This is a genomic window from Blautia sp. MSK20_18 (assembly GCF_020553125.1).
In the GTDB taxonomy this organism is placed as follows: Bacteria; Bacillota; Clostridia; order Lachnospirales; family Lachnospiraceae; genus Blautia_A; species Blautia_A fusiformis.
The window spans coordinates 1-26399 of the sequence record NZ_JAJCGR010000002.1; the positions used below are offsets into that span (position 1 = coordinate 1).

18 protein-coding genes and 1 tRNA gene are annotated in these 26399 nt (G+C 47.3%); 4 read left to right on the top strand and 15 right to left on the bottom strand.

The features are described 5' to 3' along the window. Positions 1 to 212 precede the first annotated feature (212 nt). A tRNA-Thr gene (locus LI091_RS01410) sits at positions 213 to 285 on the bottom strand. A 126-nt stretch (positions 286 to 411) separates the two neighbouring features. Continuing rightward, on the bottom strand, positions 412 to 2685 hold the full coding sequence (gene glgB / locus LI091_RS01415; protein ID WP_015527142.1) for a 1,4-alpha-glucan branching enzyme: 2274 nt from the start codon (positions 2683 to 2685) through the stop codon (positions 412 to 414). 215 nt (positions 2686 to 2900) lie between these two features. Between glgB and LI091_RS01420 the strand changes: the two genes are divergently transcribed. Beyond that, complete coding sequence (locus LI091_RS01420; RefSeq protein WP_044962153.1) at positions 2901 to 3872, top strand: carbohydrate kinase family protein; 972 nt, start codon at positions 2901 to 2903, stop codon at positions 3870 to 3872. Between the two features lie 864 nt (positions 3873 to 4736). On the opposite strand, the gene LI091_RS01425 is transcribed toward LI091_RS01420, so the two are convergent. The 10 genes from LI091_RS01425 to tgt all read right to left on the bottom strand — a co-directional run bounded on the left by LI091_RS01425 (position 4737) and on the right by tgt (position 17458). Next, positions 4737 to 5900, bottom strand: coding sequence for a phosphoglycerate dehydrogenase (locus tag LI091_RS01425; protein WP_021651414.1), 1164 nt, complete (start codon positions 5898 to 5900; stop codon positions 4737 to 4739). After that, entirely contained in the window at positions 5900 to 6982 is a 1083-nt protein-coding gene (gene serC, locus LI091_RS01430) for a 3-phosphoserine/phosphohydroxythreonine transaminase (protein WP_015527147.1), read from the bottom strand. The genes LI091_RS01425 and serC overlap by 1 nt, the downstream gene beginning before the upstream one ends. After that, on the bottom strand, positions 6975 to 8657 hold the full coding sequence (gene ilvB, locus LI091_RS01435; protein ID WP_015527148.1) for a biosynthetic-type acetolactate synthase large subunit: 1683 nt from the start codon (positions 8655 to 8657) through the stop codon (positions 6975 to 6977). Before ilvB ends, serC begins: the two co-directional genes overlap by 8 nt. Positions 8658 to 8672: 15 nt before the next feature. Next, positions 8673 to 10346 carry a dihydroxy-acid dehydratase gene (gene ilvD, locus LI091_RS01440; RefSeq protein ID WP_015527149.1) on the bottom strand — a complete coding sequence of 558 codons (1674 nt, stop codon included), beginning with the start codon at positions 10344 to 10346 and terminating at the stop codon, positions 8673 to 8675. A gap of 119 nt (positions 10347 to 10465) precedes the next feature. Then, positions 10466 to 11551, bottom strand: a complete 1086-nt coding sequence (leuB, locus tag LI091_RS01445) for a 3-isopropylmalate dehydrogenase (protein ID WP_015527150.1) — start codon at positions 11549 to 11551, stop codon at positions 10466 to 10468. A gap of 266 nt (positions 11552 to 11817) precedes the next feature. Next, entirely contained in the window at positions 11818 to 12618 is an 801-nt protein-coding gene (locus LI091_RS01450; protein WP_161209101.1) for a TPM domain-containing protein, read from the bottom strand. A gap of 13 nt (positions 12619 to 12631) precedes the next feature. Beyond that, positions 12632 to 13717, bottom strand: coding sequence for a hypothetical protein (locus LI091_RS01455; protein ID WP_015527152.1), 1086 nt, complete (start codon positions 13715 to 13717; stop codon positions 12632 to 12634). 84 nt (positions 13718 to 13801) lie between these two features. Further along, positions 13802 to 15157, bottom strand: a complete 1356-nt coding sequence (locus LI091_RS01460) for an SPFH domain-containing protein (protein WP_015527153.1) — start codon at positions 15155 to 15157, stop codon at positions 13802 to 13804. Between the two features lie 677 nt (positions 15158 to 15834). Beyond that, positions 15835 to 16149: a preprotein translocase subunit YajC gene (yajC, locus tag LI091_RS01465; protein WP_015527154.1), complete on the bottom strand. Its 315-nt coding sequence runs from the start codon at positions 16147 to 16149 to the stop codon at positions 15835 to 15837. A gap of 157 nt (positions 16150 to 16306) precedes the next feature. Continuing rightward, complete coding sequence (tgt, locus tag LI091_RS01470; RefSeq protein WP_015527155.1) at positions 16307 to 17458, bottom strand: tRNA guanosine(34) transglycosylase Tgt; 1152 nt, start codon at positions 17456 to 17458, stop codon at positions 16307 to 16309. Between the two features lie 301 nt (positions 17459 to 17759). Here tgt and LI091_RS01475 point away from each other — a divergent pair, with 301 nt between their 5' ends. Continuing rightward, the gene (locus tag LI091_RS01475) at positions 17760 to 22001 is read left to right on the top strand and encodes a 2-hydroxyacyl-CoA dehydratase (protein WP_015527156.1); all 4242 of its coding nucleotides are present in this window, start codon (positions 17760 to 17762) and stop codon (positions 21999 to 22001) included. A 135-nt stretch (positions 22002 to 22136) separates the two neighbouring features. On the opposite strand, the gene LI091_RS01480 is transcribed toward LI091_RS01475, so the two are convergent. From LI091_RS01480 to LI091_RS01490, 3 genes are read right to left on the bottom strand one after another with little or no spacing between them, the layout of a single operon-like run. Beyond that, positions 22137 to 22760 (bottom strand): manganese catalase family protein, encoded by a 624-nt coding sequence (locus LI091_RS01480; protein ID WP_015527157.1) that lies wholly within the window; start codon positions 22758 to 22760, stop codon positions 22137 to 22139. 3 nt (positions 22761 to 22763) lie between these two features. Then, positions 22764 to 23042 carry a spore coat protein CotJB gene (locus LI091_RS01485; RefSeq protein ID WP_250789361.1) on the bottom strand — a complete coding sequence of 93 codons (279 nt, stop codon included), beginning with the start codon at positions 23040 to 23042 and terminating at the stop codon, positions 22764 to 22766. Further along, on the bottom strand, positions 23042 to 23287 hold the full coding sequence (locus LI091_RS01490) for a spore coat associated protein CotJA (protein ID WP_265190694.1): 246 nt from the start codon (positions 23285 to 23287) through the stop codon (positions 23042 to 23044). Before LI091_RS01490 ends, LI091_RS01485 begins: the two co-directional genes overlap by 1 nt. A gap of 244 nt (positions 23288 to 23531) precedes the next feature. Here LI091_RS01490 and trkA point away from each other — a divergent pair, with 244 nt between their 5' ends. Then, a complete protein-coding gene (gene trkA / locus LI091_RS01495) occupies positions 23532 to 24890 on the top strand; it encodes a Trk system potassium transporter TrkA (protein ID WP_265190695.1) in 1359 nt (452 codons plus the stop codon). A gap of 12 nt (positions 24891 to 24902) precedes the next feature. Beyond that, the gene (locus LI091_RS01500) at positions 24903 to 26342 is read left to right on the top strand and encodes a TrkH family potassium uptake protein (protein WP_250789305.1); all 1440 of its coding nucleotides are present in this window, start codon (positions 24903 to 24905) and stop codon (positions 26340 to 26342) included. Positions 26343 to 26399 lie beyond the last annotated feature (57 nt).

Below are 26399 nucleotides of genomic sequence, written 5' to 3' on the forward strand. Positions count from 1 at the left end.
CCCCGACGGAGTCCCTGCCCGGAGCGATGCCACCTTCCTCTGGCGTCCCTCAACCGCATCCACCTCTCAAAACCTCAAAAACATCCCCGCTTGCATCCATCCCCGGAGTGATACCACCTTCCTCTGGCGTCCCTCGACCACATCCATACACACCAAAAAAAGCCCGGCATCTTCATATTCCAAAGACACCGGACTCCCATCAGTCATATATAAGCTGGAAATGAGACTCGAACTCACGACCCCTTCATTACGAGTGAAGTGCTCTACCGACTGAGCTATTCCAGCTTGTGCTAAACACAACTGATATTATACCGTATTTTACAAAAAATGCAAGCACTTTTTCCTACAATCCACTTAAATCCTCACCACACCAATCACCCCCAACCATATTCCCATTTAATTCACAAACCATCACTCATCCCCGGAAGCCCCCTTCCTGCGAGAAGCCACCCGTTTCACAACCTTTACCGCATCCTTTACAGCCACAGATTTTTCAACCACCTTCATTTTCGCCTTATCCATACGCTTTCCCCTGCTTTTCCCCACAGTCTTTTTCACATTTCCTTTCTTCACAGAGTTTTTCTTCACATCCCCCTTCTCCGGTGTACACCCAAATACCGCCACACCATAAGCCGGAAGCTTCAGCTTCAAAGAAAACTCCCTGTTATCACACTCCATATGAATAGCCGCTTTCGCCCGTGCGTTCACCACACCCTGTCCGCCAAACTTTTCACTGTCACTGTTGAAAATTTCCTTATATTTCCCCGCAAAAGGCACACCAACCCGGTAACTGTCATAAGATACCGGTGAAAAATTACACACCGCAAGAATCGTTTCTTCCGGCTTTTCCGTCTTACGAAGAAACGCAACCACATTCTCATCATAGCTGGTAAACTGGATCCACTCAAACCCATCCGAATTACCATCCATTGCATACAACGCCGGATGATTCCTGTAAAGTTCATTCAGATCATGCAGATACGCCCTCATTTCCGGCCCCACATCCCCATCCGGCGCAGTCATCTTCACACCCGGATGAAGCATCAGATAGCCATACGCAGCACGCAGCTGAGCATCCTTCTGCCTTGAAGATCCCGGAAGCTTCTCCTGAAACTCTTTTAACGTACCCACATCTCTCTTCCCCAGAGTCAGTACATAATGCTCACTATATGCATACATCATGGAAAGCGTCAGCTGATCATAATAATTTCGTCTGTCCAAAGGCTCTGCTTCCAGGTAAGAAAGAAGATCCTTTGTCCAGCCACCACTCCATTTATAGTCAAACCCCAGATGATCATTCTCCACACTGTCTGTAAGCTGCGGCCATAAACCATCCTCCTGTGCGATCAGAAGAATCCCCGGATACTGCTTCTTCACAATAGAATTCAGATGCTTCAGAAACTCCATTGCCTGAAGGTTCTCATTGGAACTATAAAGATTAGCCGTCCACTGGCCCGCCTCTCTTCCAAAATCCAGATACAGCATCGCATCTACATCATCCATCCGAAATCCGTCCACATGAAATTCATCCAGCCAGAAAAACGCATTGGAAATAAGGAAATCTTTGACCATAGGACTTCCGTAATTATAAAGCATGGTGCCCCACATCGGATGAACGGCCATAGCCGGATCCTGTACTTCATAAAGAGGAGTTCCGTCAAATTTCTCAAGCCCTGCATCAAACCGCGGAAACTGAGCCGGTGTCCAGTCCAGGATCACGCCAATCCCTGCCTGATGAAGATCCTCTACCAGTGTCCGGAAATCTGCCGCAGTCCCAAAACGGGTAGTCACAGCATAATACACAGACGTAGAATATCCTCCTGAACTTCGGTCAAGATACTCCATCACCGGATGAAATTCTACATGCGTATAACCGGTTTCCTTCAGAAACTCCACCAATTCACCACTGTTTTTCCACTCTGTTACATCCGTTTCATAAATAGAAACCGGAACTTCACGGCTGGCAAACCTTTCACGTTCCTTCATCCACGCTTCATCCTGCCATAAAAACTCCCCCAGCTCTGTTACAACAGAAATCACAGACGGCGCTCCCTGGGTTCCATTTCCGTAAGGATCAGACTTCCGCTGTACATTGCCGCCTTTGATCTTGATCTCATACTGGTAAGAGGCCCCTGCCTGTACACCTGGAACAAAAATCTCAAAAATTCCGGACATTGGCATCCGATGCATCGGAAGACGCCTTCCATCCCACCTGTCAAAATCACCGACCACACTGACACGGATTGCATTGGGTGCCCAGACAGCAAAATATGTTCCTTCTACCTCGCCACAGGTCCCCGGATGCGCTCCCAGCTTCTCATATGCCTTGTAATAGACACCGGCACAAAAAGCTCGTTCCTCCTCTTCCGTGATCTGGCATGGACATTCATACGCATCGTAAAAAGTCTCTTTCCTGCTTCCTCTTATCACACGGAAACGATATTCCGGAATCCTTTTCAGTGGAAGCATTACAGCATAATAACCAGCCTCATCTTCCAGGATCATCGGATAACTCTTTTCCCCTACAACAACCTCTGCAGCATCCGCTCCCGGAAAAAATCCCTGGATCAGAACGCCATCCTCTGTTACCCTTGGCTGCATCACATCACGAGGTGATGCCTCCTCCCCATAAACGATCGCCTCGATCCGGGGCCAATCCATATATTCATACGCTTTATCAGCCATAATCGTCTCCTCCATCATATTTGTTGTTTTATAGACTAAGTTTACCACCATTTTACAGAAAAATAAAGATAACAGTTCTAATCTTCGCAAAAAGCACCACAAGTAACCGGTAACAGAACAGAAAATAATTCGATTTGGTTCTTCCCAAAATCATGTGTAACGATTATAATATGAAGCAGAATATGAAACAAATAACTTATCAGGAGGAATCATCAATGGAAAACAGACAGTATGATGTAACAGCTCTCGGCGAGCTTCTGATCGACTTCACAGAAAACGGTGACAGTTCCCAGGGAAACCCTACTTTCGAGGCAAACCCGGGCGGAGCTCCCTGTAACGTTCTTGCCATGCTGAACCGTCTTGGCAAAAAAACTGCATTTATCGGAAAGGTCGGAAACGACATGTTCGGCAAACAGCTGAAGGCTGCCGTAGAAGAATGCGGCATTGATACCAGAAATCTTGTCATGGACGATGAAATTCACACTACCCTTGCTTTTGTACATACTTACCCGGACGGAGACCGTGATTTTTCTTTCTACCGTAATCCAGGTGCAGATATGATGCTGACAAAGGATGAGGTAGATGCCGATCTGATCCGCAATTCCAGGATTTTCCATTTCGGCACGCTTTCTTCCACACATGAGGGTGTCCGTGAAGCAACCCGCTATGCTCTTGACGTGGCAAAAGAAGCCGGATGCATCATCACCTTTGACCCGAACTTACGCCCTCCACTCTGGAAGGATCTGAACGATGCCCGCAAAGAGATCGAATACGGCATGGAACGCTGTGATGTACTGAAGATTTCTGATAATGAAGTGGAATTTCTTTTTGACACAGCAGATTATGACAAGGGTGCTGCCCTTATCGAAGAAAAATATCATATCCCGCTTGTGCTGATCACAATGGGAAAAGACGGAAGCCGCGCTTATTATCGCGGACGGAAGGTCGAGGCTGCTCCTTTCCTTCAGGAAAAAACCATTGAAACCACCGGTGCAGGAGACACCTTCTGTGCAAGCACCCTGAATTATGTGCTGGAACACGGTCTTGAGGATCTCACTGACGAAAATCTCGCAGAGCTGCTTACTTTTGCAAATGCAGCAGCTTCTCTCATCACAACAAAGAAGGGAGCACTCCGCGTAATGCCTGAAAGAGATGAAGTTCTTGACTTCATTGCATCCCGCAAGTAGTGTATGTTTTTCTTTTATTGAATTATTTTTTTGTTTATTGGCTTTGAAAAGCTGAGAAAACACCGCAGGGGGAGAAAGCACTCAAAGTTACGAAGCCCGTTTTTCTCCCCCTGCACCCCCTCTTTCCGGGCACGTACCGCGGAAACAGCGCTTCGCGCCTATCCGCCAATTGTTGTGTGTTCTACATATTTTCCCTGTTATATCATATATTTTTATTAATGTCTTATCGTATAAAAATTTACAGCCAATATCATTACGCATATTATATTTGCACATTATATTTGTATTTGATATATTTACATTTAATATATTCGCATTTGATATATTTACATTTGATATATTTGCATTTGATATATTTACATTTGATCATTTGATATATTTGAATTTGGTATATTTACATTTGATATATTTACATTTGATCATTTAATATATCTGCATTTGATATATTTACCACTCAAATTCACTTCTATATTATTCCAAAAAATCCGCAGATGTGCCCCGCACATCGAGACCTATCAACGCCCTCCCACCCTCACTCTCGGCTCAACCTTCCACATCCAATACCGTCACATACCTATAACGGCCTCAAGACTTTTTCACTCTCAACAACCCCTTCAGGCCGTTCTCCTCCATCGGCTCAACCTTTCGTTCCCAGCACCGTCGCATACAGACACAAGTCAACAAAACTCCCGTCCTCCACAACCAAGCACTCCTAAAAAAAGCCCGAGGGGTGTGCAGAGGGGCCGCGGCTTTGCGGCCCCTTTGCGGTTTTCCTTTTTCCTCAAAAAAATACTGCATGCCATTCGCCAAAAAAGCAAACGCCACACAGTATTTAAAAAAAAGTATTTCTAACCTCTTGTTACTTTACTTAACAACACGCACCCTGTACATTCCCTCAATCTCCTTGAGTTCATCTAACGCCTTAGCAGACGCCGCACTCTCAAGATCTATAAGAGTATAAGCAAACTCCCCTTTACTCTTATTCGTCATATCCGCAATATTCAGTCCCTCAGATCCAAGGATCTTGGTAACCTGACTGATCATATTCGGTGTGTTGCTGTGCGCAAGAGAGATTCTTCCGACAGCCACACAGGTACCCATATCACAGTTCGGATAATTAACAGAATTTTTGATATTACCATTCTCAAGGTAATCACGGATCTCTTTTACAGCCATCTCTGCACAGTTCTCTTCAGATTCCTCTGTAGACGCACCAAGATGCGGAGTTACCAGAATACCCTCGCGTCCTGCAACTGTCTCATTTGCAAAGTCAGTTACATACTTCTTAACCTTGCCACTCTCAACAGCCTCGATCAGAGCATCCTCATCAACAAGAAGATCTCTTGCAAAATTCAGAAGAACCACGCCGTCCTTCATCTTATCAAAAGCTTCTTTGTTGATCATCTTCTTAGTGCTGTCAAGAAGCGGCACATGAATGGTGATATAATCGCACTGGCTGTAGATCTCATCCAGGCTCTTGCTGTGCTTGATGGTTCTGGACAGATTCCATGCCGCATCAATAGAAAGATATGGGTCATAGCCATATACTTCCATGCCAAGACCGCATGCTGCGTTTGCCACCATGGCTCCGATGGCTCCAAGACCGATGATACCAAGCTTTTTGCCGCTGATCTCGCATCCTGCGAACTGTTTTTTCTGCTTCTCGGCAAGCTTGCCGATGTGCTCTTTATCTTTCTCCTGTGCAACCCACTCGATACCTCCTACGATATCTCTGGATGCAAGGAGCATACCTGCAAGTACCAGCTCTTTTACGCCGTTTGCGTTGGCTCCAGGTGTGTTGAATACAACAACGCCCTTCTCTGCATACTCCTTAACCGGAATATTATTGACGCCTGCACCTGCACGTGCAACTGCGCAAACGCTCTTCGGCAGCTCCATGTCGTGCATTTTTGCACTTCTTACAAGGATTGCGTCACACTGGTCAGCGGTCTCTGTTTTTTTATAATTATCGCCAAAAAGTTTCAGACCTTTTTCAGCGATCGGATTCAGGCAATGATACTGGAACATTATGCATTCTCCTCCTCGAATTTTTTCATGAATGCAACCAGTGCCTCTACGCCGGCCTTTGGCATGGCATTGTAGATGCTGGCACGCATTCCGCCAACAGTACGGTGTCCTTTCAGGTTTACAAGTCCTGCTTCAGTTGCCTCTTTGACAAACTTGGCATCCATTTCCTTGTCACCGGTTACGAACGGTACATTCATAAGAGATCTGTCTTCCGGAACTACAGTTCCTTTGAACAGCTTGCTGGAATCCAGGTAATCATAAAGGATTTTTGCTTTTTCCTCATTGCGCTGTTTCATCACTTCCAGACCGCCCATCTTCTTCAGCCATTTAAATACTTTTCCGCATACATAGATGCAGTAAGCATTCGGCGTATTGTAAAGAGAGCCTGCGTCTGCATGTGTCTTATAAGTAAGCATGGTTGGGGTTCCCGGAAGAACATCCTCTGTGATCAGGTCCTCACGGATGATCACGATAACCATGCCTGCCGGTCCGATGTTCTTCTGAACACCGCCATAGATAATACCATATTTGCTTACATCCACCGGCTCAGACAGGAAGCAGGAGGATACATCTGCTACCAGAGTCTTACCTTTTGTGTTTGGAAGTTTTTTGAATTTTGTGCCGTAAATGGTGTTGTTCTCACAGATGTATACGTAGTCTGCATCCGGGCTGATCGGCAGATCACTGCAGTCCGGGATATAGCTGAAGGTTTTATCTTCAGAAGAGGCGATCTTGTTTGCTTTTCCGTATTTCTGAGCTTCCTGATAAGCTTTTTTTGCCCACTGTCCTGTTACGATATAATCTGCGACCTTGTTTTTCATAAGGTTCATCGGGATCATGGCAAACTGCTGGGATGCTCCTCCCTGAAGGAAAAGTACCTTGTAGTTATCCGGAATGTTCATAAGCTCGCGAAGATCTTTCTCTGCAGTATCAATGATCTCCTGAAAAGCTGCACTTCTGTGGCTCATTTCCATAACAGACATTCCTGTGCCGTTATAATCCATCATCTCATCCGCTACTTCTTTGAGTACTTCCTCTGGAAGCACTGCCGGTCCGGCAGAAAAATTATACACTCTACTCATGTTTCTTCATATCCTCCTCGTCAAATACATCATCAAGGTTCGCACCAGCCGGTACCATCGGGAACACACTCAGATCCTGATCGATCCAGCAATCCAGAACGACAGGTCCCTCTGCTGCCAGTGCCATCTTAAGTGCAGGCTCCACATCCTCCATCTTTGTCACACGAATGGCTTTTGCACCCAGCGCCTCTGATAATTTCACAAAATCAACGGCGTCATCCAGTACTGTGGAAGAATATCTCTTTCCATAGAAAAGCGTCTGCCACTGACGCACCATTCCCAGTACATGATTGTTCATAACAATCTGGATCAGCTGTCTGCCACAGCGTGCAGCTGTTGCCAGCTCATTCATATTCATACGGAAGCATCCGTCACCTGCTATATTTACAACTGTTTTTTCCGGTCTGCCCATCTTCGCGCCAATTGCAGCGCCAAGGCCATAGCCCATGGTTCCAAGTCCGCCGGAAGTAAGAAGAGTTCTCGGCTCTTTGTATTTATAATACTGCGCCGCCCACATCTGATGCTGTCCAACATCTGTGGAGATGATCGCATCACCGTTGGTCAACTCATAAAGCTTCTCTATAATATACGGACCTGTAAGCTGTGTGTGATCATAATTCAGCGGATATTTTGATTTCAATTCCTGGATATGTGCGATCCACTCCGGATGTTCTTTCTTCGGAATTTCCTCCAGAAGGCGTTTCAGCACTTCCTTCACATCACCGATCACACTGGCATCCACTTTGATATTTTTATTGATCTCCGCAGCATCCACATCGATCTGAAGGATTTTTGCATTATGTGCAAAAGTTTTGGTATTTCCTGTTACACGGTCACTGAAGCGTGCACCGAGAACAATAAGAAGATCGCACTCTGTTACGCCAAGATCGGAAGTCTTGGTTCCGTGCATACCTACCATACCTGTATAGAGAGGATCTTCTCCCGGGAAGGTACCCTTGCCCATCAGAGTATCGCAGACAGGAGCCTGGATCCTGCGAGCCAGCTCACGTACTTCCTGGTCAGCACCGGAGATCACACATCCGCCGCCAACAAAAATAAACGGTTTCTCTGCCTCTCTGATCATTTCCAGTGCCTGATCAATATCTTCTTTACGGATACTTTTGATCTCACGGTTAACCGTAGCCGGATGACATGGCTCATATTCATATTTCATTCCTGTGATATCCTTCGGGACATCCACAAGCACCGGGCCGGGTCTTCCGCTTTTTGCAATATAAAATGCTCTTCTTAACGTATCTGCAAGATCTTCGATATTCTTTACGATGAAACTGTATTTTGTTACAGGCATTACGATACCTGCGATATCAACCTCCTGGAAAGAATCTCTTCCCAGGAGTGGTCTTCCTACGTTTGCAGTAATGGCTACCATCGGTACGGAATCCATGTATGCAGTCGCGATCCCTGTTACCAGGTTAGTTGCTCCTGGACCGGAGGTTGCCAGGCAGACACCTACCTTTCCGGTCGCTCTTGCATAACCGTCAGCAGCATGGGATGCACCCTGCTCGTGGGAGGTCAGTACATGTGTGATCTCATCTTTGTATTCATATAAGGCATCGTAAACATTCAGGATCGCGCCGCCCGGATATCCAAATACGGTATCAACGCCCTGTTCCTTCAGACATTCTACGATGATCTCTGCACCTGTAAGCTGCATATCTTTCGTTCCTCCTTATTTTGCTTTCGGTACTTCCAGGATCGCACCACGGTTTCCGGATGTTACCATGGAAGCGTATCTTGCCAGATATCCGGTTGTCACCTTCGGCTCTCTTGGCTGCCATTTTTCTCTTCTAGCCTGCATCTCTTCATCTGAAACCTTGATCTCCAGTTTCAGCTCCGGAATATTGATGCTGATGATATCGCCTTCCTCAACCAGTGCGATCGGGCCGCCTACTGCTGCCTCCGGTGATACGTGTCCGATAGCGGCTCCTCTGGATGCACCACTGAAACGTCCGTCGGTGATCAGGGCTACGGAAGAACCAAGTCCCATTCCCACAATAGCAGATGTAGGATTCAGCATCTCTCGCATTCCAGGACCACCCTTTGGTCCCTCGTAGCGGATAACCACAACATCTCCCTCTACGATCTTACCGCCCTTGATGGCAACAATTGCGTCATCCTCGCTGTCAAATACACGTGCAGGACCTTCATGTACCAGCATCTCCGGTACAACTGCAGAACGTTTTACAACACCACCATCCGGTGCAAGGTTTCCTTTCAGTACTGCAAGTCCGCCTGTCTTTGTATACGGATTGTCGATCGGGCGGATAACATCCGGATTCAGGTTTACACAGTTTTTGATATTCTCACCTACTGTTTTTCCGGTTACTGTCATACACTCTGTATGGAGAAGTCCCAGCTTGTTCAGCTCATTCATGACCGCATAGACACCACCGGCCTCATTAAGATCTTCCATGTAGGTCGGGCCTGCCGGTGCAAGGTGGCAAAGGTTCGGGGTCTTCTCACTGATCTCATTTGCAAAGCTGATATCAAAATCCATTCCGATCTCATGTGCGATAGCCGGAAGATGAAGCATACTGTTTGTGGAGCATCCAAGTGCCATATCTACTGTAAGTGCATTTAAAACTGCCTCTTTTGTCATAATGTCTCTTGGGCGGATGTTCCTTCTGTACATTTCCATTACCTGCATTCCTGCATGCTTTGCAAGACGGATACGTTCAGAGTATACTGCCGGGATGGTACCGTTTCCTTTCAGTCCCATACCGAGAACCTCTGTCAGGCAGTTCATGCTGTTCGCAGTGTACATACCGGAACATGATCCGCAGGTCGGGCAGGTTTTGTTCTCGAATTCTTCCAGATCATCTGCTGTGATGGTTCCTGCTGCATAGGATCCTACTGCCTCAAACATACTGGAAAGACTGGTTTTGTGCCCTTTTACATGGCCGGCAAGCATCGGACCGCCGCTTACGAATACAGTAGGAACGTTGATCCTTGCCGCTGCCATCAGAAGACCAGGTACGTTTTTGTCACAGTTGGGAACCATGACCAGAGCATCAAACTGATGAGCCAGTGCCATGGCCTCTGTGGAATCTGCGATCAGGTCACGTGTTACAAGGGAATATTTCATTCCAACGTGTCCCATTGCGATTCCGTCACATACTGCGATCGCCGGAAATACAACCGGTGTGCCGCCAGCCATTGCAACGCCGAGCTTTACAGCATTTACAATTTTGTCAAGGTTCATATGTCCCGGTACGATCTCGTTATAAGAGCTTACGATTCCTACCAGTGGTTTGTCCATTTCTTCCTTTGTCATTCCAAGGGCATTGAACAGGGAACGATGTGGTGCCTGCTGTGTGCCTTTTCTTACGGTATCACTTTTCATTTTTAAGGTCTCTCCTTTTTATTCTTTACGATAGGATCCGGTATCTGTTTATAGACTTCCTCTTCCAGGTACCGGTTTTTTCTGTTCTGTTTCGTTTTCTTCTCTCTGTCCCGCTTTATTTATGCAATGGCATCTGCGATCAGATCGCCCATCTCTTTGGTTCCGACAAGCTTGCATCCGTCAGACATGATATCTCCTGTTCTGTAACCCTCTGTGAGAACCTTCTGTACTGCTGTTTCCACAGCATCTGCTTCTTTATCAAGATCCAGAGAATATCTCAGCATCATGGCAGCGGAAAGAATGGTTGCGATGGGGTTTGCCTTGTTCTGGCCTGCGATATCCGGTGCAGAACCATGGCTCGGCTCATAGAGACCAAGCTTTGTCTCATTTAAGCTTGCGGAGGAAAGCATTCCGATGGAACCGGTCACCATACTTGCCTCATCAGAGAGGATATCTCCAAACATGTTTTCTGTAAGGATAACATCAAACTGCTTCGGATCACGTACCAGCTGCATTGCACAGTTATCAACCAGCATATGCTCCAGTGTTACATCCGGATAATCCTTTGCCACATCCTCCACTACACTTCTCCAGAGTCTGGAAGAATCAAGAACATTGGCTTTATCTACACTTGTAACCTTATTTCTTCTCTTACGTGCGATCTCAAATGCCTTAATGGCAATACGGCGGATCTCATTCTCATTATAAGAAAGAGTATCTACCGCTGTGCGGACTCCGTTCTCCTCAGTAGTCTTTCTTGCTCCGAAGTAAAGACCTCCTGTAAGCTCTCTTACGATGATCATGTCAAAACCATCTCCGATGATCTCATCACGGAGCGGGCAGGCATCACGAAGCTCATTGTAAAGATACGCCGGACGAAGGTTTGCAAACAGGTTCAGCGCCTTACGGATCGCAAGAAGACCTGCCTCCGGACGTTTGGACGGCTCCAGCTTATACCACGGGGATGTCTTGGCATCACCGCCAATGGAACCCATCAGTACTGCATCAGAAGCTTTTGCCTGGGCAATGGCTTCCTCTGTAAGAGGTACTCCGTGAGCATCAATGGATGCCCCTCCTAAAAGAACCTCTGTGTATGAAAATTTATGACTGTATTTCTCACATACTCTGTCTAAAACTTTTTTGGCCTCGGCAACAATCTCCGGACCGATTCCGTCTCCCGGAATCAGGGCAATCTTGTACTCCATTTTATTCACTCCTCCGATTTCCCCTGTGCTGTAAAATTTTAACGCACTGGTGTGGATAATTGTTATTATCATAACGCACTTTTCGACGGATTTCAACCTATTAAATAGATAAAGTTATTTCCGGAATGCAAAAAATAAACGGCAATTCCCTGTTTCTGCCGCCACAGAGCCATACTTTCGCACACAGAAAAAAGAAAAACTGCCCTACCATTCCGGTACAGCAGTCTTTCTTTTTTTATCATATTCTGTTTTTCCTGATGATCTTCTCAGAATTTCCCGCTGGAACCACCGAAGGTATCACCGGAAGATGAGGTATGGGTGCTGGAACCACCGTTACTGTCCTCATTTTTCGGTTTTGCGGATTTTGATACCGTACTGTAGAGGTAAAAATCATTACTTCTGGTCACATTCATACTGCCCTGCCGCACATAAGAAGCCGCCCAATCCTGTTTTCGCACAGTTTTCAGCTTTCTTCTCATATTTCCGGTCACCAGTAATCCTACCACAAGCCCCACAGCAAGAGCGATCAGCAGGTTTATCCCAACCGCAAAAGGCTCATCCGGAAGGTTTTCCACATCGTATGGCTCTGCCTCATCTGCCTGCGTGATAAAATCATCGCATTCCGTGGCAAACTTATGAAACGCTTCGTTATAATCACCGTCACTTAAATAAGGCTTCACCTGATCCATGATGTAGGACTGTCCGGCATCCGTAAACACTTCTATCGCATATCCGTGTGTTGCAATGGCCCAGTTACGGTCTCCCATATCCAACAGGAATAAAATACCGTCACCATTTTCCCCCTGTCCATATCCATGGTCAATAAAATAATCCTCCGCATACGCCTGGGCTGTTTTTCCCTCAAGACTGTTAACGGTAACGACCACAACATCTACCTGATCCCGCTCACTGATCTCATCCAGAGTACTGCTCAGGCTCTCCTGCTGCTCTGCATCCAGAAGGCCCGCCTGGTCATCCAGACGGCTTACGGTGCCTGCCCATACTGGAAAAGCACATGCCAGATACAAAAGGATCGATATCAAAAATACAGATATTCTTTTTTTCATGGCATCCACCTCCCTACAAAGCCCAGATCAGATACAGGATAATATAAGTGATCACACTCACGACCCCCGTTGTTCCCAGGAACCATCGTGCAAAAGCGTTCTTGTCTGTAGGCAGATTTCCCACAAATTTCCCTGTCTGACCATTCATGGCAAATATGTAATTATCACCCTTCCACTTCGTCTGCAGGATCCATACGGGATATAACGCATATTTCGTTGTCCCGTTATGAAGCCGGATACTGGTATTCTCCGGTACCACACTGGCGTATCCTCTCACCGTATCCCGGAATGCAGCCTCTGTGCTGCGGCGGATACGCTCATTGGCACGTTCCTCACACTCGCTGGCTGTCACATCATATTTATCTGCAAAATATCCAGCCAGATACGCAGTCTGAAAATCCACCGCTTCTTTGAAATCAAAAGGCTCTATAGACTCCATCAGATCATTTTCCATGCTGGCAGAGCCATCCACCGGTACATGATCAAAACCAAGAGAACCACTTCTGTGTACTGCATAATAGCTAGTCTCCGTATAATCATAATCACTATCGCTCCAGAACCGGGTCTTTGTTGCACGGTAACGGATATCTGCATCTGCGTCTGTGTCATACAGCCAAAACGGAACGTAGATGCCCTTAACCTCGCTGATATGATTCTCTGACTTAAATGCTTTCGGCAGAAGCCTCTTACCGGTAAGATGCTTTTTCAGCCTCTCCTTTGCCGCTTTCTTGTCCAGCTTAAACGGGATCACATAATCCGGCTTCAGTGCACCGGACAGCTGCCCGGTCATTACCACCGGACTTCCGCAAAACGGGCAGGCCGTTGCTGCCGTATTGGCATCTCCCACGATCTCACCGCCGCAGGACTTGCACACATAGGTACGCAGCCCCTCACTCTCCCCGTCCTGCCACTCACTGCCGGCCTCATCCGACCAGCTCATATCCTCAGGCTGCTCTTCCTCCACAGTCTGGGCATATTCCGATAACGTCCCGACATCAAACTCCGTATCACAAAACGGACACTTCATCTTCTGCACAGAACTGTCAAACTCTATGGAGCCACCACAGCACGGACACTTAAACTCCTGCATCTTCGCCATATATTCACCTCACTTCATCATTCTGTATCCAACAACCGGCAGGAGTTACCCTGCATTTTGCTCCTGACCATCTCTCTTTCTGATCTATACTGCATCCTCCGGTCCGAACGGATCACCGCACTCCGGGCAGAATTTCGGTGGATTCTCCGGATCTGCCGGTTCCCATCCGCACCTGCTGCAGCGATACTGCATCTTCTTCTCCGGTTTCTTCGCTCCACAGTTCATACAGAACTTGCCTTTATTCACCGTACCGCAGGAACAGGTCCAGCTGTCCTCCACCGGACGCGATGCACCACACTCCGGACAGAATTTCCCTGAAGAAACCGCACCACAACTGCAGGTCCAGGAACCAGCCGCAGCCCCTGCTCCGTTCCCTGCCGGCGAAACCGGCTGCGCTGCCTGCTGCTGTACACTCTGCTGCTGCGCCTGCTGCTTCTGGCCCATCTCAAACAACTGCTGAGCATTCAGACCACCTGCATTAGCAGCCATACCCATGCCCATAAAACCAGTCATAGCCCCTGCTGAATTAGAAGCCGCAGCCTTCATAGCATCCGCCTGGGCCCCGGTCAGAGTAGCCGCAGCCATAGCAGGATCACGCATCATAGCCGTACGCTGAGCCTGCTTGATCATCTCGGCATCCTCATCCGGCAATGTCACAGAACCAAGTGCCACACTGACCACCTTAAGCCCACGAAGCTCCTCCCACTTGGCAGAAAGCACCTCATTCATGGCATTCTCCAGCTCCGTATTATGAGTCACGATCTGATTCGGACGCAACTCCAGCTCCGAAAGCCTTCCGAAAGCAGGCTGCAGCGCACTGATAAACTCCGCCTTCAGCTGTCCGTCCAGCTCCTCTCTGGTATACTCCCGCTCCACATTTCCACACACATTCGTATAAAAAAGAAGGGGATCCGCGATCCTATAGGAATAAACACCATGACATCTCACAGCCACATCCACATCCAGCCCGATCCTGGAATCCACAACCCGGAACGGGATCGGATTAGCAGTACCAAACTTGTTATCCACAAGCTCCTTGGTATTAAAATAATACACCCTCTGATCCTTACCCGTATCACCGCCAAAAGCAAACCTCTTCCCGATCGTATCAAAGGTCTTCCTGATTCCGTCACCCAGACTACCTGAAAAAATACTCGGCTCCGTAGAAGCATCATACGTATACTCTCCCGGATCCGCACAAACCTCAACAACCTTTCCCTGCTCCACGATCATCATACACTGACCATCCGCCACAGCGATCCCGCTGCCGCTGGAAATAATATTATCACTCCCATGCTTATTGGAAGACCTGGAAGAAGACCTCTTCGTCCCCTTCACAACCATCACTTCTTTATCCATAGCCTCACAGTAAAAAAACTCCTTCCACTGATCCGCCAACGTACCACCCGCTGCACCCACAGCCGCTCTGATAAGACCCATAAATCCAACCCCTTTCTGAAAATTCATTCTTATTTACAATTTTACGATATTCCAAAGCTATCGTCACTCTCATTTCTGATAGTAACATCATTATTACACGAATTTTACCAAAAATCCACTTATTTCTATACAATATTACAATTGTCATATTCCCATCACATCCACAATTGTAGGCATATCCACACAGTCCATCCGCGCTGGCATCAAAGGCTATTCTCCCATCACATCCGCAATTCTAGGCACATCCGCAATCCAGGCTGACAGCGCAGCGCCTCAGCCGTCCCCCCAATCAAACACAAACTCAGCCATTGCAGTCGTCCAGCGCAGCGCTGACGACCCACAACCAACCGTCAAACGACACTATTTCTCACTGGAAGCACCAGCCGGGGAAGGGGATGCTGGATGGCTCTGCTTCTGCAGGAGGGGAGCTGATTCTTGGACGGCGGGAATCTGCGTTGTTTTTCAAAAGTCCGCTGTCTGAGCGGCAGCAGGCCGCGAGTTCGGACTTTTGAAAAACGCTTTTAGCAGATTTCCGGCGTCCTAGAAGCCAGCCCCCGACGAAGCCGCAGACCAGCCAGCATCCCCTTCCCCGGCGTCCGTTCATCCACACAAAAAAAGACACCACGTCACAAAAAACGCAGTGCCTCTCTCATATTCAAGTTATTGCGAAAAAAGCATCAAGCAGAAGCCTGATCAGCCTTCTCAACCTCAGCAATCGCCTGCTTCCTCATAGGAATACGGCAATTCTTATTATTACCAAACTCAACAATAACATCTTCCTCAGTCATATCAATAACAACACCATAAAAACCACTGGTAGTAACAACACTGTCACCAACCTCCATGCTGTTCAACATAGTCTGAGTTCTCTTCTGCTCCTTCTTCTGCGGACGGATCATCATAAAATACATAATTCCAAACAGAACTACGATCCAGACAATACCAAGACCCGCGCTAAGTCCGCCAGCTGCCGCTGTAGATGATGCGATCATTTCAAATTCCTCCTGCTAAAAACAAATAATCTGCGGTACCCCCGCCGTTACTGACCTCTAAAAGTGTCACTTCGTACTATCATACACAAAAACCAAAAAACCTTCAAGAGTTTTCTTATAAAATCAAAGTAATTTACACAAATTTTATAAATAAAACTTACCGGTTCCCGTTGATCCTGCCTTCCTCAAAGCCTTCCAGACGCATCTTCTTATAAGCCGCAAAATTCCCTGCATCCAGCGCATCCCTGATCTCTTCCATCATATGATTATAGAAATACAGATTATGCAGAACGCAAAGCCTCATGCCAAGCATCTCCTTCGCCTTCAGAAGATGACGGATATACGCTCTGCTGTAATGACGGCAGGTCGGGCACTGGCACTCCTCATCGATCGGTTTGGAATCCAGCTCATACTTTGCATTAAAAAGATTCATCTTGCCATGGTTGGTATACACGTGACCATGACGGCCGTTACGGCTGGGATATACACAGTCAAAAAAGTCAATACCACGCTCAACCCCCTCCAGGATATTGGCCGGGGTACCAACCCCCATAAGATACGTCGGCTTGTTCTGCGGCAAATGCGGAACTACCTCATCCAGGATCCGGTACATCTCCTCATGACTTTCACCAACTGCAAGGCCGCCCACTGCATAGCCGTCCAGATCCATCTCCGCGATAGCCTGGGCATGCTCAATACGGATATCTTCATAAACAGCCCCCTGGTTAATGCCAAAAAGAAGCTGGTTCTTGTTAATGGTATCCGGCAGACTGTTCAGACGAGCCATCTCATCCTTGCATCTTTTAAGCCAGCGTGTTGTACGCGCTACCGATTTCTGTACATAATCCCTGTCTGCCACACTGCTTGGGCACTCATCAAAAGCCATTGCAATGGTAGAAGCCAGATTTGACTGGATCTGCATGCTCTGCTCCGGTCCCATAAAAATCTTATGACCATCGATATGAGAGTTAAAATACACGCCCTCTTCCTTGATCTTACGAAGCTTCGCCAGCGAAAACACCTGGAATCCGCCGGAATCGGTAAGGATCGGTCTGTCCCAGTTCATAAATTCATGAAGACCTCCCAGCTGTTTTACCACCTTGTCGCCAGGGCGCACATGAAGATGATAGGTATTGGACAGCTCTACCTGTGTACCGATCTCATGAAGATCCACAGTGGAAACTGCACCTTTAATTGCTGCAATTGTTCCTACATTCATAAAAACAGGAGTCTGGATCGTTCCGTGGACCGTCTTAAACTCGCCCCTTTTCGCTCTTCCTTCTGTTGTGATCAGTTTATATTCTGCCATTTCATTTCCCTTCTAAAAACATTTTAAAGTTGTCTCTGCCCAGCATCTGCGTCGCAGATACAGCCATAACCAACTGCGATGCAAATATCTTTCAAAACTTTTAGTCAATATCATAACACATTTTTTTCTTTACGGCTACTGATTGTTAAACTTTTACATTGCCATTTTTTAAACGATATCGTATAATATAGAATATTCGCTTAAAAATCCTTTATAATAAGAAGAAACAACTCCCATCTGACAGAAATGTCAGAGTCGGGCAACCCCTGTATAGATACAACGAGGAGGAAATCAATTTTTTATGAAGAAACACACACTTGGAATTGACATTGGTTCCACCACTGTTAAGATTGCGATCTTAGACGAAAACGATACGCTTGTCTTCTCCGACTATGAGAGACATTTTGCAAATATCCAGGAAACCCTTGCAGATCTTCTTCAGAAAGCTGAGGATCAGCTTGGTGAACTGACACTCTGTCCGGTCATTACAGGTTCCGGCGGACTGACACTTGCCAATCATCTGGAAGTACCTTTTGTACAGGAGGTTATCGCCGTATCCACTTCCCTGCAGAAGCTGGCACCAAAGACGGATGTTGCTATCGAGCTTGGAGGCGAGGATGCCAAGATCATCTATTTCGAAAACGGAAATGTAGAGCAGCGTATGAATGGCATCTGTGCCGGCGGTACCGGTTCCTTCATTGACCAGATGGCATCTCTGCTCCAGACCGATGCACCAGGTCTTAATGAATACGCCAAACATTACAAGGCACTTTATCCCATTGCGGCACGCTGCGGTGTTTTCGCAAAAACAGATATCCAGCCACTGATCAACGACGGAGCAACCAAGGAAGACCTTTCTGCCTCCATTTTCCAGGCAGTTGTCAACCAGACCATTTCTGGTCTTGCCTGCGGTAAACCGATCCGCGGACACGTTGCCTTCCTTGGCGGGCCTCTTCACTTCCTTTCTGAGCTGAAGACTGCTTTTATCCGAACCCTGAAGCTGGATGATGAACATATTATCGCACCAGACAACTCTCATCTGTTCGCAGCCATCGGCTCCGCCCTGAATGCAAAGCAGGATGTTACCGTTTCCCTGACTGAACTGAAGGAACGCATGCGGACCACCATCAAGCTGGATTTTGAGGTAGAACGTATGGAGCCGCTTTTTGCCACAGAGGACGACTACCAGGCTTTCCATGACCGTCAGAGTGCCTACAGGGTAAAAACCGGAGATCTTTCCACCTATAAGGGAAAATGCTTCCTGGGGATCGACGCCGGCTCTACCACAACAAAAACCGCGCTGGTAAGCGAAGACGGAACTCTTCTTTATTCCTTCTACAGCAGTAACAACGGAAACCCGCTGAAAACCACCATCAACTCCATCAAGGAGATTTACAGCCTTCTTCCGGAAGATGCAGAAATTGCTTTTTCCTGCTCCACCGGTTACGGCGAAGCCCTGATCAAAGCGGCACTTCTTCTTGACGAAGGTGAAGTCGAAACCGTTTCCCATTATTACGCAGCTGCTTTCTTTGATCCTGAAGTAGACTGCATCCTGGATATCGGCGGTCAGGATATGAAATGTATCAAGATCCGTAACCAGACTGTTGACAGTGTACAGCTCAACGAAGCATGTTCCTCAGGCTGCGGTTCCTTTATCGAAACCTTTGCAAAATCTCTGAACTACACAGTACAGGACTTTGCAAAAGCAGCTCTTTTTGCAAAACATCCCATTGATCTTGGAACACGCTGTACTGTATTTATGAATTCCAAAGTTAAGCAGGCCCAGAAGGAAGGCGCTGAGGTTTCCGATATCTCCGCTGGTCTTGCCTACTCCGTTATCAAAAACGCCCTCTACAAGGTTATCAAGGTTTCCGATGCTTCCGAGCTTGGCAAACATATCGTTGTACAGGGTGGTACCTTCTATAATGACGCAGTTCTCCGCAGCTTTGAGAAGATTGCCAACTGCCAGGCCATCCGCCCGGATATCGCCGGGATCATGGGTGCTTTCGGTGCTGCTCTGATCGCAAGGGAGCGCTATCAGGAGGGTGAAAAAACTTCCATGCTTTCCATCGATCAGATCAACAGCCTCCAGTACACCACCTCCATGGCAAACTGCCGCGGATGTACCAACAACTGCCGTCTGACCATCAACAAATTCTCCGGCGGCCGTAAATACATCAGCGGAAACCGCTGTGAGCGCGGACTTGGAAAAGAAAAGAACAAGGATCATATCCCGAACCTTTTCGATTACAAATATAAGAGGCTCTTTTCCTATGAACCACTTTCCGCAGATAAGGCTACCCGTGGACAGGTTGGTATCCCACGTGTTCTGAACATGTTTGAAAATTACCCGTTCTGGTATACCTTCTTTACAGAGCTGAAATACCAGGTGGTACTTTCTCCTACTTCCACACGTAAGATCTACGAGCTGGGTATCGAATCCATCCCAAGTGAATCCGAATGCTACCCGGCCAAGCTTGCTCACGGACATGTCACATGGCTGATCCGTAACGGTGTGAAATTTATCTTCTACCCATGCATCCCTTACGAACGCAACGAGTTCCCGGATGCGGTCAACCATTATAACTGCCCGATCGTTACTTCCTATGCGGAAAATATCAAAAACAATGTGGACGAGCTCAGTGATCCCTCCATCACCTTCCGCAACCCGTTCCTGGCATTTACTTCCGAGGATATCCTGACAAACCGCCTTGTGGAAGAATTCCAGGATATTCCTGCTGCCGAGGTCAAAGCTGCTGCCCACAAGGCCTGGGAAGAACTTGCAGCCGTACATACGGATATCCAGAAAAAGGGTGAGGAAACCCTACAGTACCTGAAAGAAACCGGCCGCCGCGGAATCGTTCTTGCAGGCCGTCCATACCATATTGATCCGGAAATCCACCACGGTATCCCGGATATGATCAACAGCTACGGAATCGCCGTATTTACCGAAGACTCCGTTGCACACCTTGGACATCTGGAGCGTCCCATCCGTGTCAACGACCAGTGGATGTATCACTCCCGTCTCTACTCTGCCGCAAATTTTGTAAAAACAAGAGAGGATCTGGATCTGATCCAGCTGAATTCCTTCGGATGCGGACTTGATGCCGTTACCACCGATGAGGTTTATGAGATTCTGGATGGAAGTGACAAGATCTACACCTGCCTGAAGATCGATGAGGTCAACAACCTGGGTGCGGCAAGGATCCGTATCCGTTCCCTGATCGCTGCTATCCGTGCAAAACAGGCACAGAATAAAAAAAGGGACATCAAGCCGGCTTCCATTGAGAAGATATCCTTTACCAAGCAGATGCGTAAGGAGTACACCATTCTCTGCCCGCAGATGTCTCCATTCCACTTCGGAATCTTTGAGGCTGCTTTTAAAGCATCCGGCTATAACCTGGAAGTCCTCCCCAACGACAACAAGCATGCTGTTGATGTGGGCCTTAAATATGTAAACAACGATGCCTGCTATCCGTCCCTGATGGTTGTGGGACAGATCATGGATGCTCTTCTTTCCGGCAAATATGACCTGAACAAAACTGCAGTCATCATGTCTCAGACAGGCGGCGGCTGCCGTGCCTCCAACTATATCGCATTCATCCGCCGTGCTCTGAAAAAAGCCGGCATGGAACAGATTCCGGTTATCTCCCTCAACTTAAGCGGACTGGAGAGCAACCCTGGCTTTAAGCTGACACTGCCGCTGATCAAGCGTATCGTTTACGGTGCCGTATTCGGTGATATCCTGATGAAATGCGTATATCGCATGCGTCCTTACGAGCTGGAAAAGGGTATCGTAAACCGTAAGCACAAGATCTGGGAGCAGCGCGTCATTGCCTTCGTAACAGGCAGCAGCGTCAGCCATGGTACCTTCAAAAAAATGTGCCGTGAGATGGTCCATGATTTTGATACGATCCCGATCTCTGATGAGAAAAAGCCTCGCGTTGGTATCGTAGGTGAGATCCTTGTCAAGTTCCTGCCTGCTGCCAACAACCACCTGGCAGATCTTCTGGAGGCAGAAGGGGCAGAACCGGTTGTTCCGGATCTTATCGACTTTATCTGCTACTGCTTCTACAACCAGAATTTCAAGGTTGAAAAGCTTGGATTCAAGAAATCCAAGGCAACCATCGCAAATCTTGGTCTCAGAGCCATCGACTGGCTGAGAAAAACAGCAAATGAGGCCCTGGAGCAGAGCCGCCACTTTACACCGGCCGCAGATATCCGTGATCTTGCAAAAATGGCTGCGCCCATCGTTTCTGCCGGAAATCAGACCGGTGAAGGATGGTTCCTGACCGGAGAGATGATGGAACTCATCCACGGCGGTGTCCCGAACATCGTCTGCATCCAGCCTTTTGGATGCCTGCCGAACCACATCGTAGGAAAAGGTGTCATCAAGGAAGTTCGCCGTGAGCATCCGGAAGCCAACATTGTTGCCATCGACTACGATCCAGGTGCCAGCGAAGTAAATCAGCTGAACAGGATCAAGCTTATGCTTTCCACAGCACAGAAGAATCTGCATAAAGACGATAAAAAAGACGCATAACAAGAAATGCAGGTTACAAACATCTTTTTCCCCAAAAACAAATTCAAAGCTGCACAGCCGCAGGATCCCTGCCGGCTGTGCAGCTCTTTTTATTTCAGATATGATTCCTGTCAGACAGATTTTTTCTCTGATCCATCACTCTTCACAGGAGGCTTTGCACGGAGCATCAAAGCTCGGGTTAAAGGCATAGAAATTCTTGGCATCCAGCTGCTCCTGCACGGATCTCAGTGCTTCACCGAAACGCTGGAAATGGACTACCTCTCTTGCCCGAAGGAAACGGATGGGATCTGCAACCTCCGGGATATTTTTCACCACCCGGAGGATATTATCGTAGGTGGAGCGTGCCTTCTGTTCTGCCGCCAGATCTTCAAACAGATCCGTGATCGGATCACCCTTACTCTGGAATTCGCAGGCATTAAAGGGCACTCCACCTGCAGCCTGCGGCCAGATTCCCACCGTGTGGTCAATATAATACGGCCCAAGTCCGCTGTTCTCGATTTCTTCCATAGAAAGATCCTTTGTCAGCTGATGGACAATGGTGGACACGATTTCCAAATGTGCCAGTTCTTCTGTTCCCACATCATTGAGCACTGCCGCGACCATCCGGTTCGGTGCGGTAAAACGCTGGGAAAGATACCGCATGGAAGCTCCTATTTCTCCGTCCGGCCCGCCATACTGGCTGGATATAAACTGTGCCAGCTTTGCGTTGGGCGTCTTGATATTTACAGGATACTGGAGTCTTTTTTCATAATTCCACATACCTTATCTGCACCCTCCTTCCTGTTCCCATGGAAACGGCTGTTCCATCCACTGCCATGACTTAAGATCGCTGTCGTTTCCGGTATCAATGGTCAGCGGTCCATAAAATTTTGCATATTTTTCCAGGAGCTCATTTCTTCTGGCTGAAAGCTCACTGTAATATTCAAGAGCTCTTTTTTCTTTTGGATGCGTATCCAGAAAAAGGAGAAGATCGTCAATAGCAAAGCTTACCTGGTCAATAAACTGCAGCAGTTCTTTTTTGGAAGTACAATTTCCGTACATCATCGACTTCCTCCTCTCCTGCCGCAGAACGGCTTGCAAAGCTCAGGGAAAATAGTTCCGACCTGAAGAGCTTTTTTCAGCTCAAAGGTAGGCGTAAATTCCTGATATGGCACATACGCCATTGCAGGAACCTGTTTTGCCATATCAGAAAATGATCGATCCGTCCGGCCTGCCATCCCGCTATTCATCCCACAGGTATACTGATATGGCCGGCAGCCCGAACGATTCATCTGAAATCGGTCCATAATCGAAATCCTTTCATTCATGATCACGCTATATTTTATGACCGTTTTTTAAACTTGTGAAAACAGGAATGTTCACTTTCCTTCATATATATCTATCTTTCTGCCATTTTTTTCTATATATACAGGAAAATATTACTGTTTAAAAATCAGATATACAGTGCTATAATATCCTTGCCTATCTTTACACGGATGGGCGCTTTTACTTATGATTTGTAGCCCTGACCGGCTATTGAAGGAGGAAATTATGCAGGTAATTATTGTAGGCTGCGGAAAAGTCGGTAGAAATCTTGCAGAGCAGCTTCAGGCAGAGGATATTGATATCACTCTTGTCGACGTTATTGCCGACAAGATCAATGATCTCTGCGAAAATATCGACGCTATGGGAATCGTCGGTAATGGTGCCAGCATCAATACTTTAATGGAGGCAGGTGTTGATACTGCAGATATCCTGATCGCAGTTACCGCTTCTGACGAGCTGAACCTTCTCTGCTGTCTGATCGCGCAGAAGGCCAACCACTGCCAGACTATCGCCCGCGTCCGTAACCCCATTTATGAAAAAGAAATCGGATTCATCAAAGAACGTCTTGGTGTTACCATGATCATTAACCCGGAGTTTGCTGCTGCCCAGGAAATTTCACGGCTTCTCCGTTTTCCATCTGCGATCAAGATTGACACCTTTGCTCGTGGCCGTGTAGAACTTCTCAAGTTTAAAGTTCTCCCGGAATTCAAGCTGGACGGAATGAGCGTTTCCCAGATCTCAGAGGCTTTCCGAAGTGATATTCTGGTCTGCGCGATTGAAAGCCGTGACAATGTATCCATTCCTGGTGGTGATCACATTATACACGACGGAGATATGGTTTCCATTCTGGCTTCTCCGCTTAATGCAGCGGCATTTTTCCGTAAGATCGGTCTCAAGACCAATCAGGTCAAAAACTGTATCATCGTAGGTGGCGGAACCATTTCCTATTATCTTGCCCATGCACTTCTGGATATGAAGATCAGTGTCAAGATCATCGAGCAGAACAAAAACCGCTGTGAGCACTTAAGCGAACTGCTTCCAGATGCGACTATCATCAATGGTGACGGAACGAACCGTTCTCTTCTGCTAGAAGAGGGACTTTCCGAGTCCGAATCCTTTGTCACTCTGACAAATCTGGATGAGGAGAATGTATTTCTTGCTCTCTTTGCCAAAAGCATCTCCGATGCCAAGCTGGTTGCCAAGGTCAACCGTCTGGAATTTGATGATGTCATCGACTCCCTGGATATCGGAAGTGTCATCTACCCGAAAAATATCACTGCTGATTATATCCTGCAGTATGTCCGTGCCACTCAGAACAGCATCGGCAGCAACGTAGAAACCCTTTATCATATTCTGGATGGCAATGCAGAAGCACTGGAATTTGCGATCCGTGAGGAATCTGCCGTAACTTATATCCCTCTTGCAGAGCTGAATCTCCGCAAGAATCTTCTGGTGGGATGCCTGAACCGCAACGGCCGCATCCGCATTCCCCGTGGTCAGGATATGATCCAGGTAGGAGATACCGTGATCATCGTAACCACTCACAAGGGGCTTCGCGACATCACAGATATACTTGAAAAATAGAGGTACTGCCAAATGAATTATTCGATTATTATTTATATCCTGGGATGGATCATGAATGTGGAGGCTGTCTGTATGCTGGTTCCCGGCATCACTGCCCTTATCTACCGCGAAAAATCCGGTATTGCCTTCCTGATCACGATTCTGGCATGTCTGGCCATCGGTGTTCCTCTGGTCAGCCGCAAGCCCTCCAAAAAAGCATTCTACGCCCGTGAAGGTCTTGTTACCACTGCCTTAAGCTGGATCGTTCTCAGTATTGTCGGCGCTGTGCCTTTTGTACTCAGCGGAGCTATCCCCAATCCGATCGATGCTTTTTTTGAGATTGTTTCCGGTTTCACTACAACCGGTTCCAGTATTCTCTCCGATCCATCACAGATGCCTTACAGCATCAATATCTGGAGATGTTTTTCCCACTGGATCGGTGGTATGGGTGTTCTGGTATTTATCCTGACACTGCTTCCGCTTGCAGGTGGCTATCATATGAACCTTATGAAGGCAGAAAGCCCCGGTCCTTCCGTAGGAAAGCTTCTTCCAAAAGTCCAGTCAACTGCCAAGATCCTGTACAAGATCTACATTGCACTCACTGTTGCACTGATCATCCTCCTGCTTCTTGGGGGGATGCCTCTTTACGACAGTCTCTGTGCAGCATTTGGAACTGCCGGAACCGGTGGGTTCGGAATCAAATCCGACAGTATGGGAAGTTACAGCTTATATATTCAGATCGTCATCACTATCTTTATGATCCTGTTTGGCGTAAACTTCAATGTCTATTTTCTTCTTCTCACCAGGAAGTTTTCTCAGGCATTGAAATCTGAAGAGGTCCGCTGCTACTTCTTTGTGATCATCGCCTCTGCCCTGATGATCACTTTCAACGTCCGGCATCTGTTTGACAATGTGTGGGAAGCACTTCAACAGGCATTTTTCCAGGTTAGTTCTATTATCACCACCACCGGTTATGCCACTACGGATTTTAACCAGTGGCCTGCGGTATCCAGAACGATTCTGGTACTGCTTACCTTCTGTGGTGCCTGTGCTGGCAGTACAGGCGGCGGAATCAAGATTTCCCGTCTTCTGCTTCTTGCAAAATCCGTCCGCAAGGAACTGCATCTTTATCTGCATCCCAATGCAGTAAAAAAGATCAAAATGGACGGAAAAGCGGTGTCTCACGAAGTTATGCGTGCCACCAATATTTATATGATCGTTTATCTGATGATCGTGGCTGCATCTATCTTTATCATCAGTTTTGATGAATTTGATCTTGTAACAAATTTCACAGCCGTAGTCACCACTTTAAACAATGTGGGTCCCGGTCTTTCCCTGATCGGTCCTACCGGAAACTTCGGGATCTTTTCTCCGCTGTCCAAGCTGGTCCTTTCTTTCGATATGCTGGCCGGCCGACTGGAGCTATTTCCGATCCTGATCCTTTTCCTTCGTGAAACCTGGAAGAAATTCTGATAAATATTCGTCATATTTTGCTATGTTTGTGGCATAAATTGTTCTTTTCACATTTAT

What these genes read in the sequence shown, in the direction of transcription:
- LI091_RS01500 (WP_250789305.1), top strand. Translation starts at nt 24,903, where the DNA reads ATGAATTATTCGATTATTATTTATATCCTGGGATGGATCATGAATGTG.
- LI091_RS01475 (WP_015527156.1), top strand. Translation starts at nt 17,760, where the DNA reads ATGAAGAAACACACACTTGGAATTGACATTGGTTCCACCACTGTTAAG.
- ilvB (WP_015527148.1), bottom strand. Translation starts at nt 8,657, where the DNA reads ATGCAGCTTACAGGTGCAGAGATCATCGTAGAATGTCTGAAGGAACAG.
- LI091_RS01420 (WP_044962153.1), top strand. Translation starts at nt 2,901, where the DNA reads ATGGAAAACAGACAGTATGATGTAACAGCTCTCGGCGAGCTTCTGATC.
- ilvD (WP_015527149.1), bottom strand. Translation starts at nt 10,346, where the DNA reads ATGAAAAGTGATACCGTAAGAAAAGGCACACAGCAGGCACCACATCGT.
- LI091_RS01450 (WP_161209101.1), bottom strand. Translation starts at nt 12,618, where the DNA reads ATGAAAAAAAGAATATCTGTATTTTTGATATCGATCCTTTTGTATCTG.
- glgB (WP_015527142.1), bottom strand. Translation starts at nt 2,685, where the DNA reads ATGGCTGATAAAGCGTATGAATATATGGATTGGCCCCGGATCGAGGCG.
- LI091_RS01425 (WP_021651414.1), bottom strand. Translation starts at nt 5,900, where the DNA reads ATGTTCCAGTATCATTGCCTGAATCCGATCGCTGAAAAAGGTCTGAAA.
- LI091_RS01485 (WP_250789361.1), bottom strand. Translation starts at nt 23,042, where the DNA reads ATGTACGGAAATTGTACTTCCAAAAAAGAACTGCTGCAGTTTATTGAC.
- LI091_RS01490 (WP_265190694.1), bottom strand. Translation starts at nt 23,287, where the DNA reads ATGGACCGATTTCAGATGAATCGTTCGGGCTGCCGGCCATATCAGTAT.
- trkA (WP_265190695.1), top strand. Translation starts at nt 23,532, where the DNA reads ATGCAGGTAATTATTGTAGGCTGCGGAAAAGTCGGTAGAAATCTTGCA.
- leuB (WP_015527150.1), bottom strand. Translation starts at nt 11,551, where the DNA reads ATGGAGTACAAGATTGCCCTGATTCCGGGAGACGGAATCGGTCCGGAG.
- LI091_RS01455 (WP_015527152.1), bottom strand. Translation starts at nt 13,717, where the DNA reads ATGGCGAAGATGCAGGAGTTTAAGTGTCCGTGCTGTGGTGGCTCCATA.
- tgt (WP_015527155.1), bottom strand. Translation starts at nt 17,458, where the DNA reads ATGGCAGAATATAAACTGATCACAACAGAAGGAAGAGCGAAAAGGGGC.
- LI091_RS01480 (WP_015527157.1), bottom strand. Translation starts at nt 22,760, where the DNA reads ATGTGGAATTATGAAAAAAGACTCCAGTATCCTGTAAATATCAAGACG.
- serC (WP_015527147.1), bottom strand. Translation starts at nt 6,982, where the DNA reads ATGAGTAGAGTGTATAATTTTTCTGCCGGACCGGCAGTGCTTCCAGAG.
- LI091_RS01460 (WP_015527153.1), bottom strand. Translation starts at nt 15,157, where the DNA reads ATGGGTCTTATCAGAGCGGCTGTGGGTGCAGCGGGTGGTACGTTGGCG.
- yajC (WP_015527154.1), bottom strand. Translation starts at nt 16,149, where the DNA reads ATGATCGCATCATCTACAGCGGCAGCTGGCGGACTTAGCGCGGGTCTT.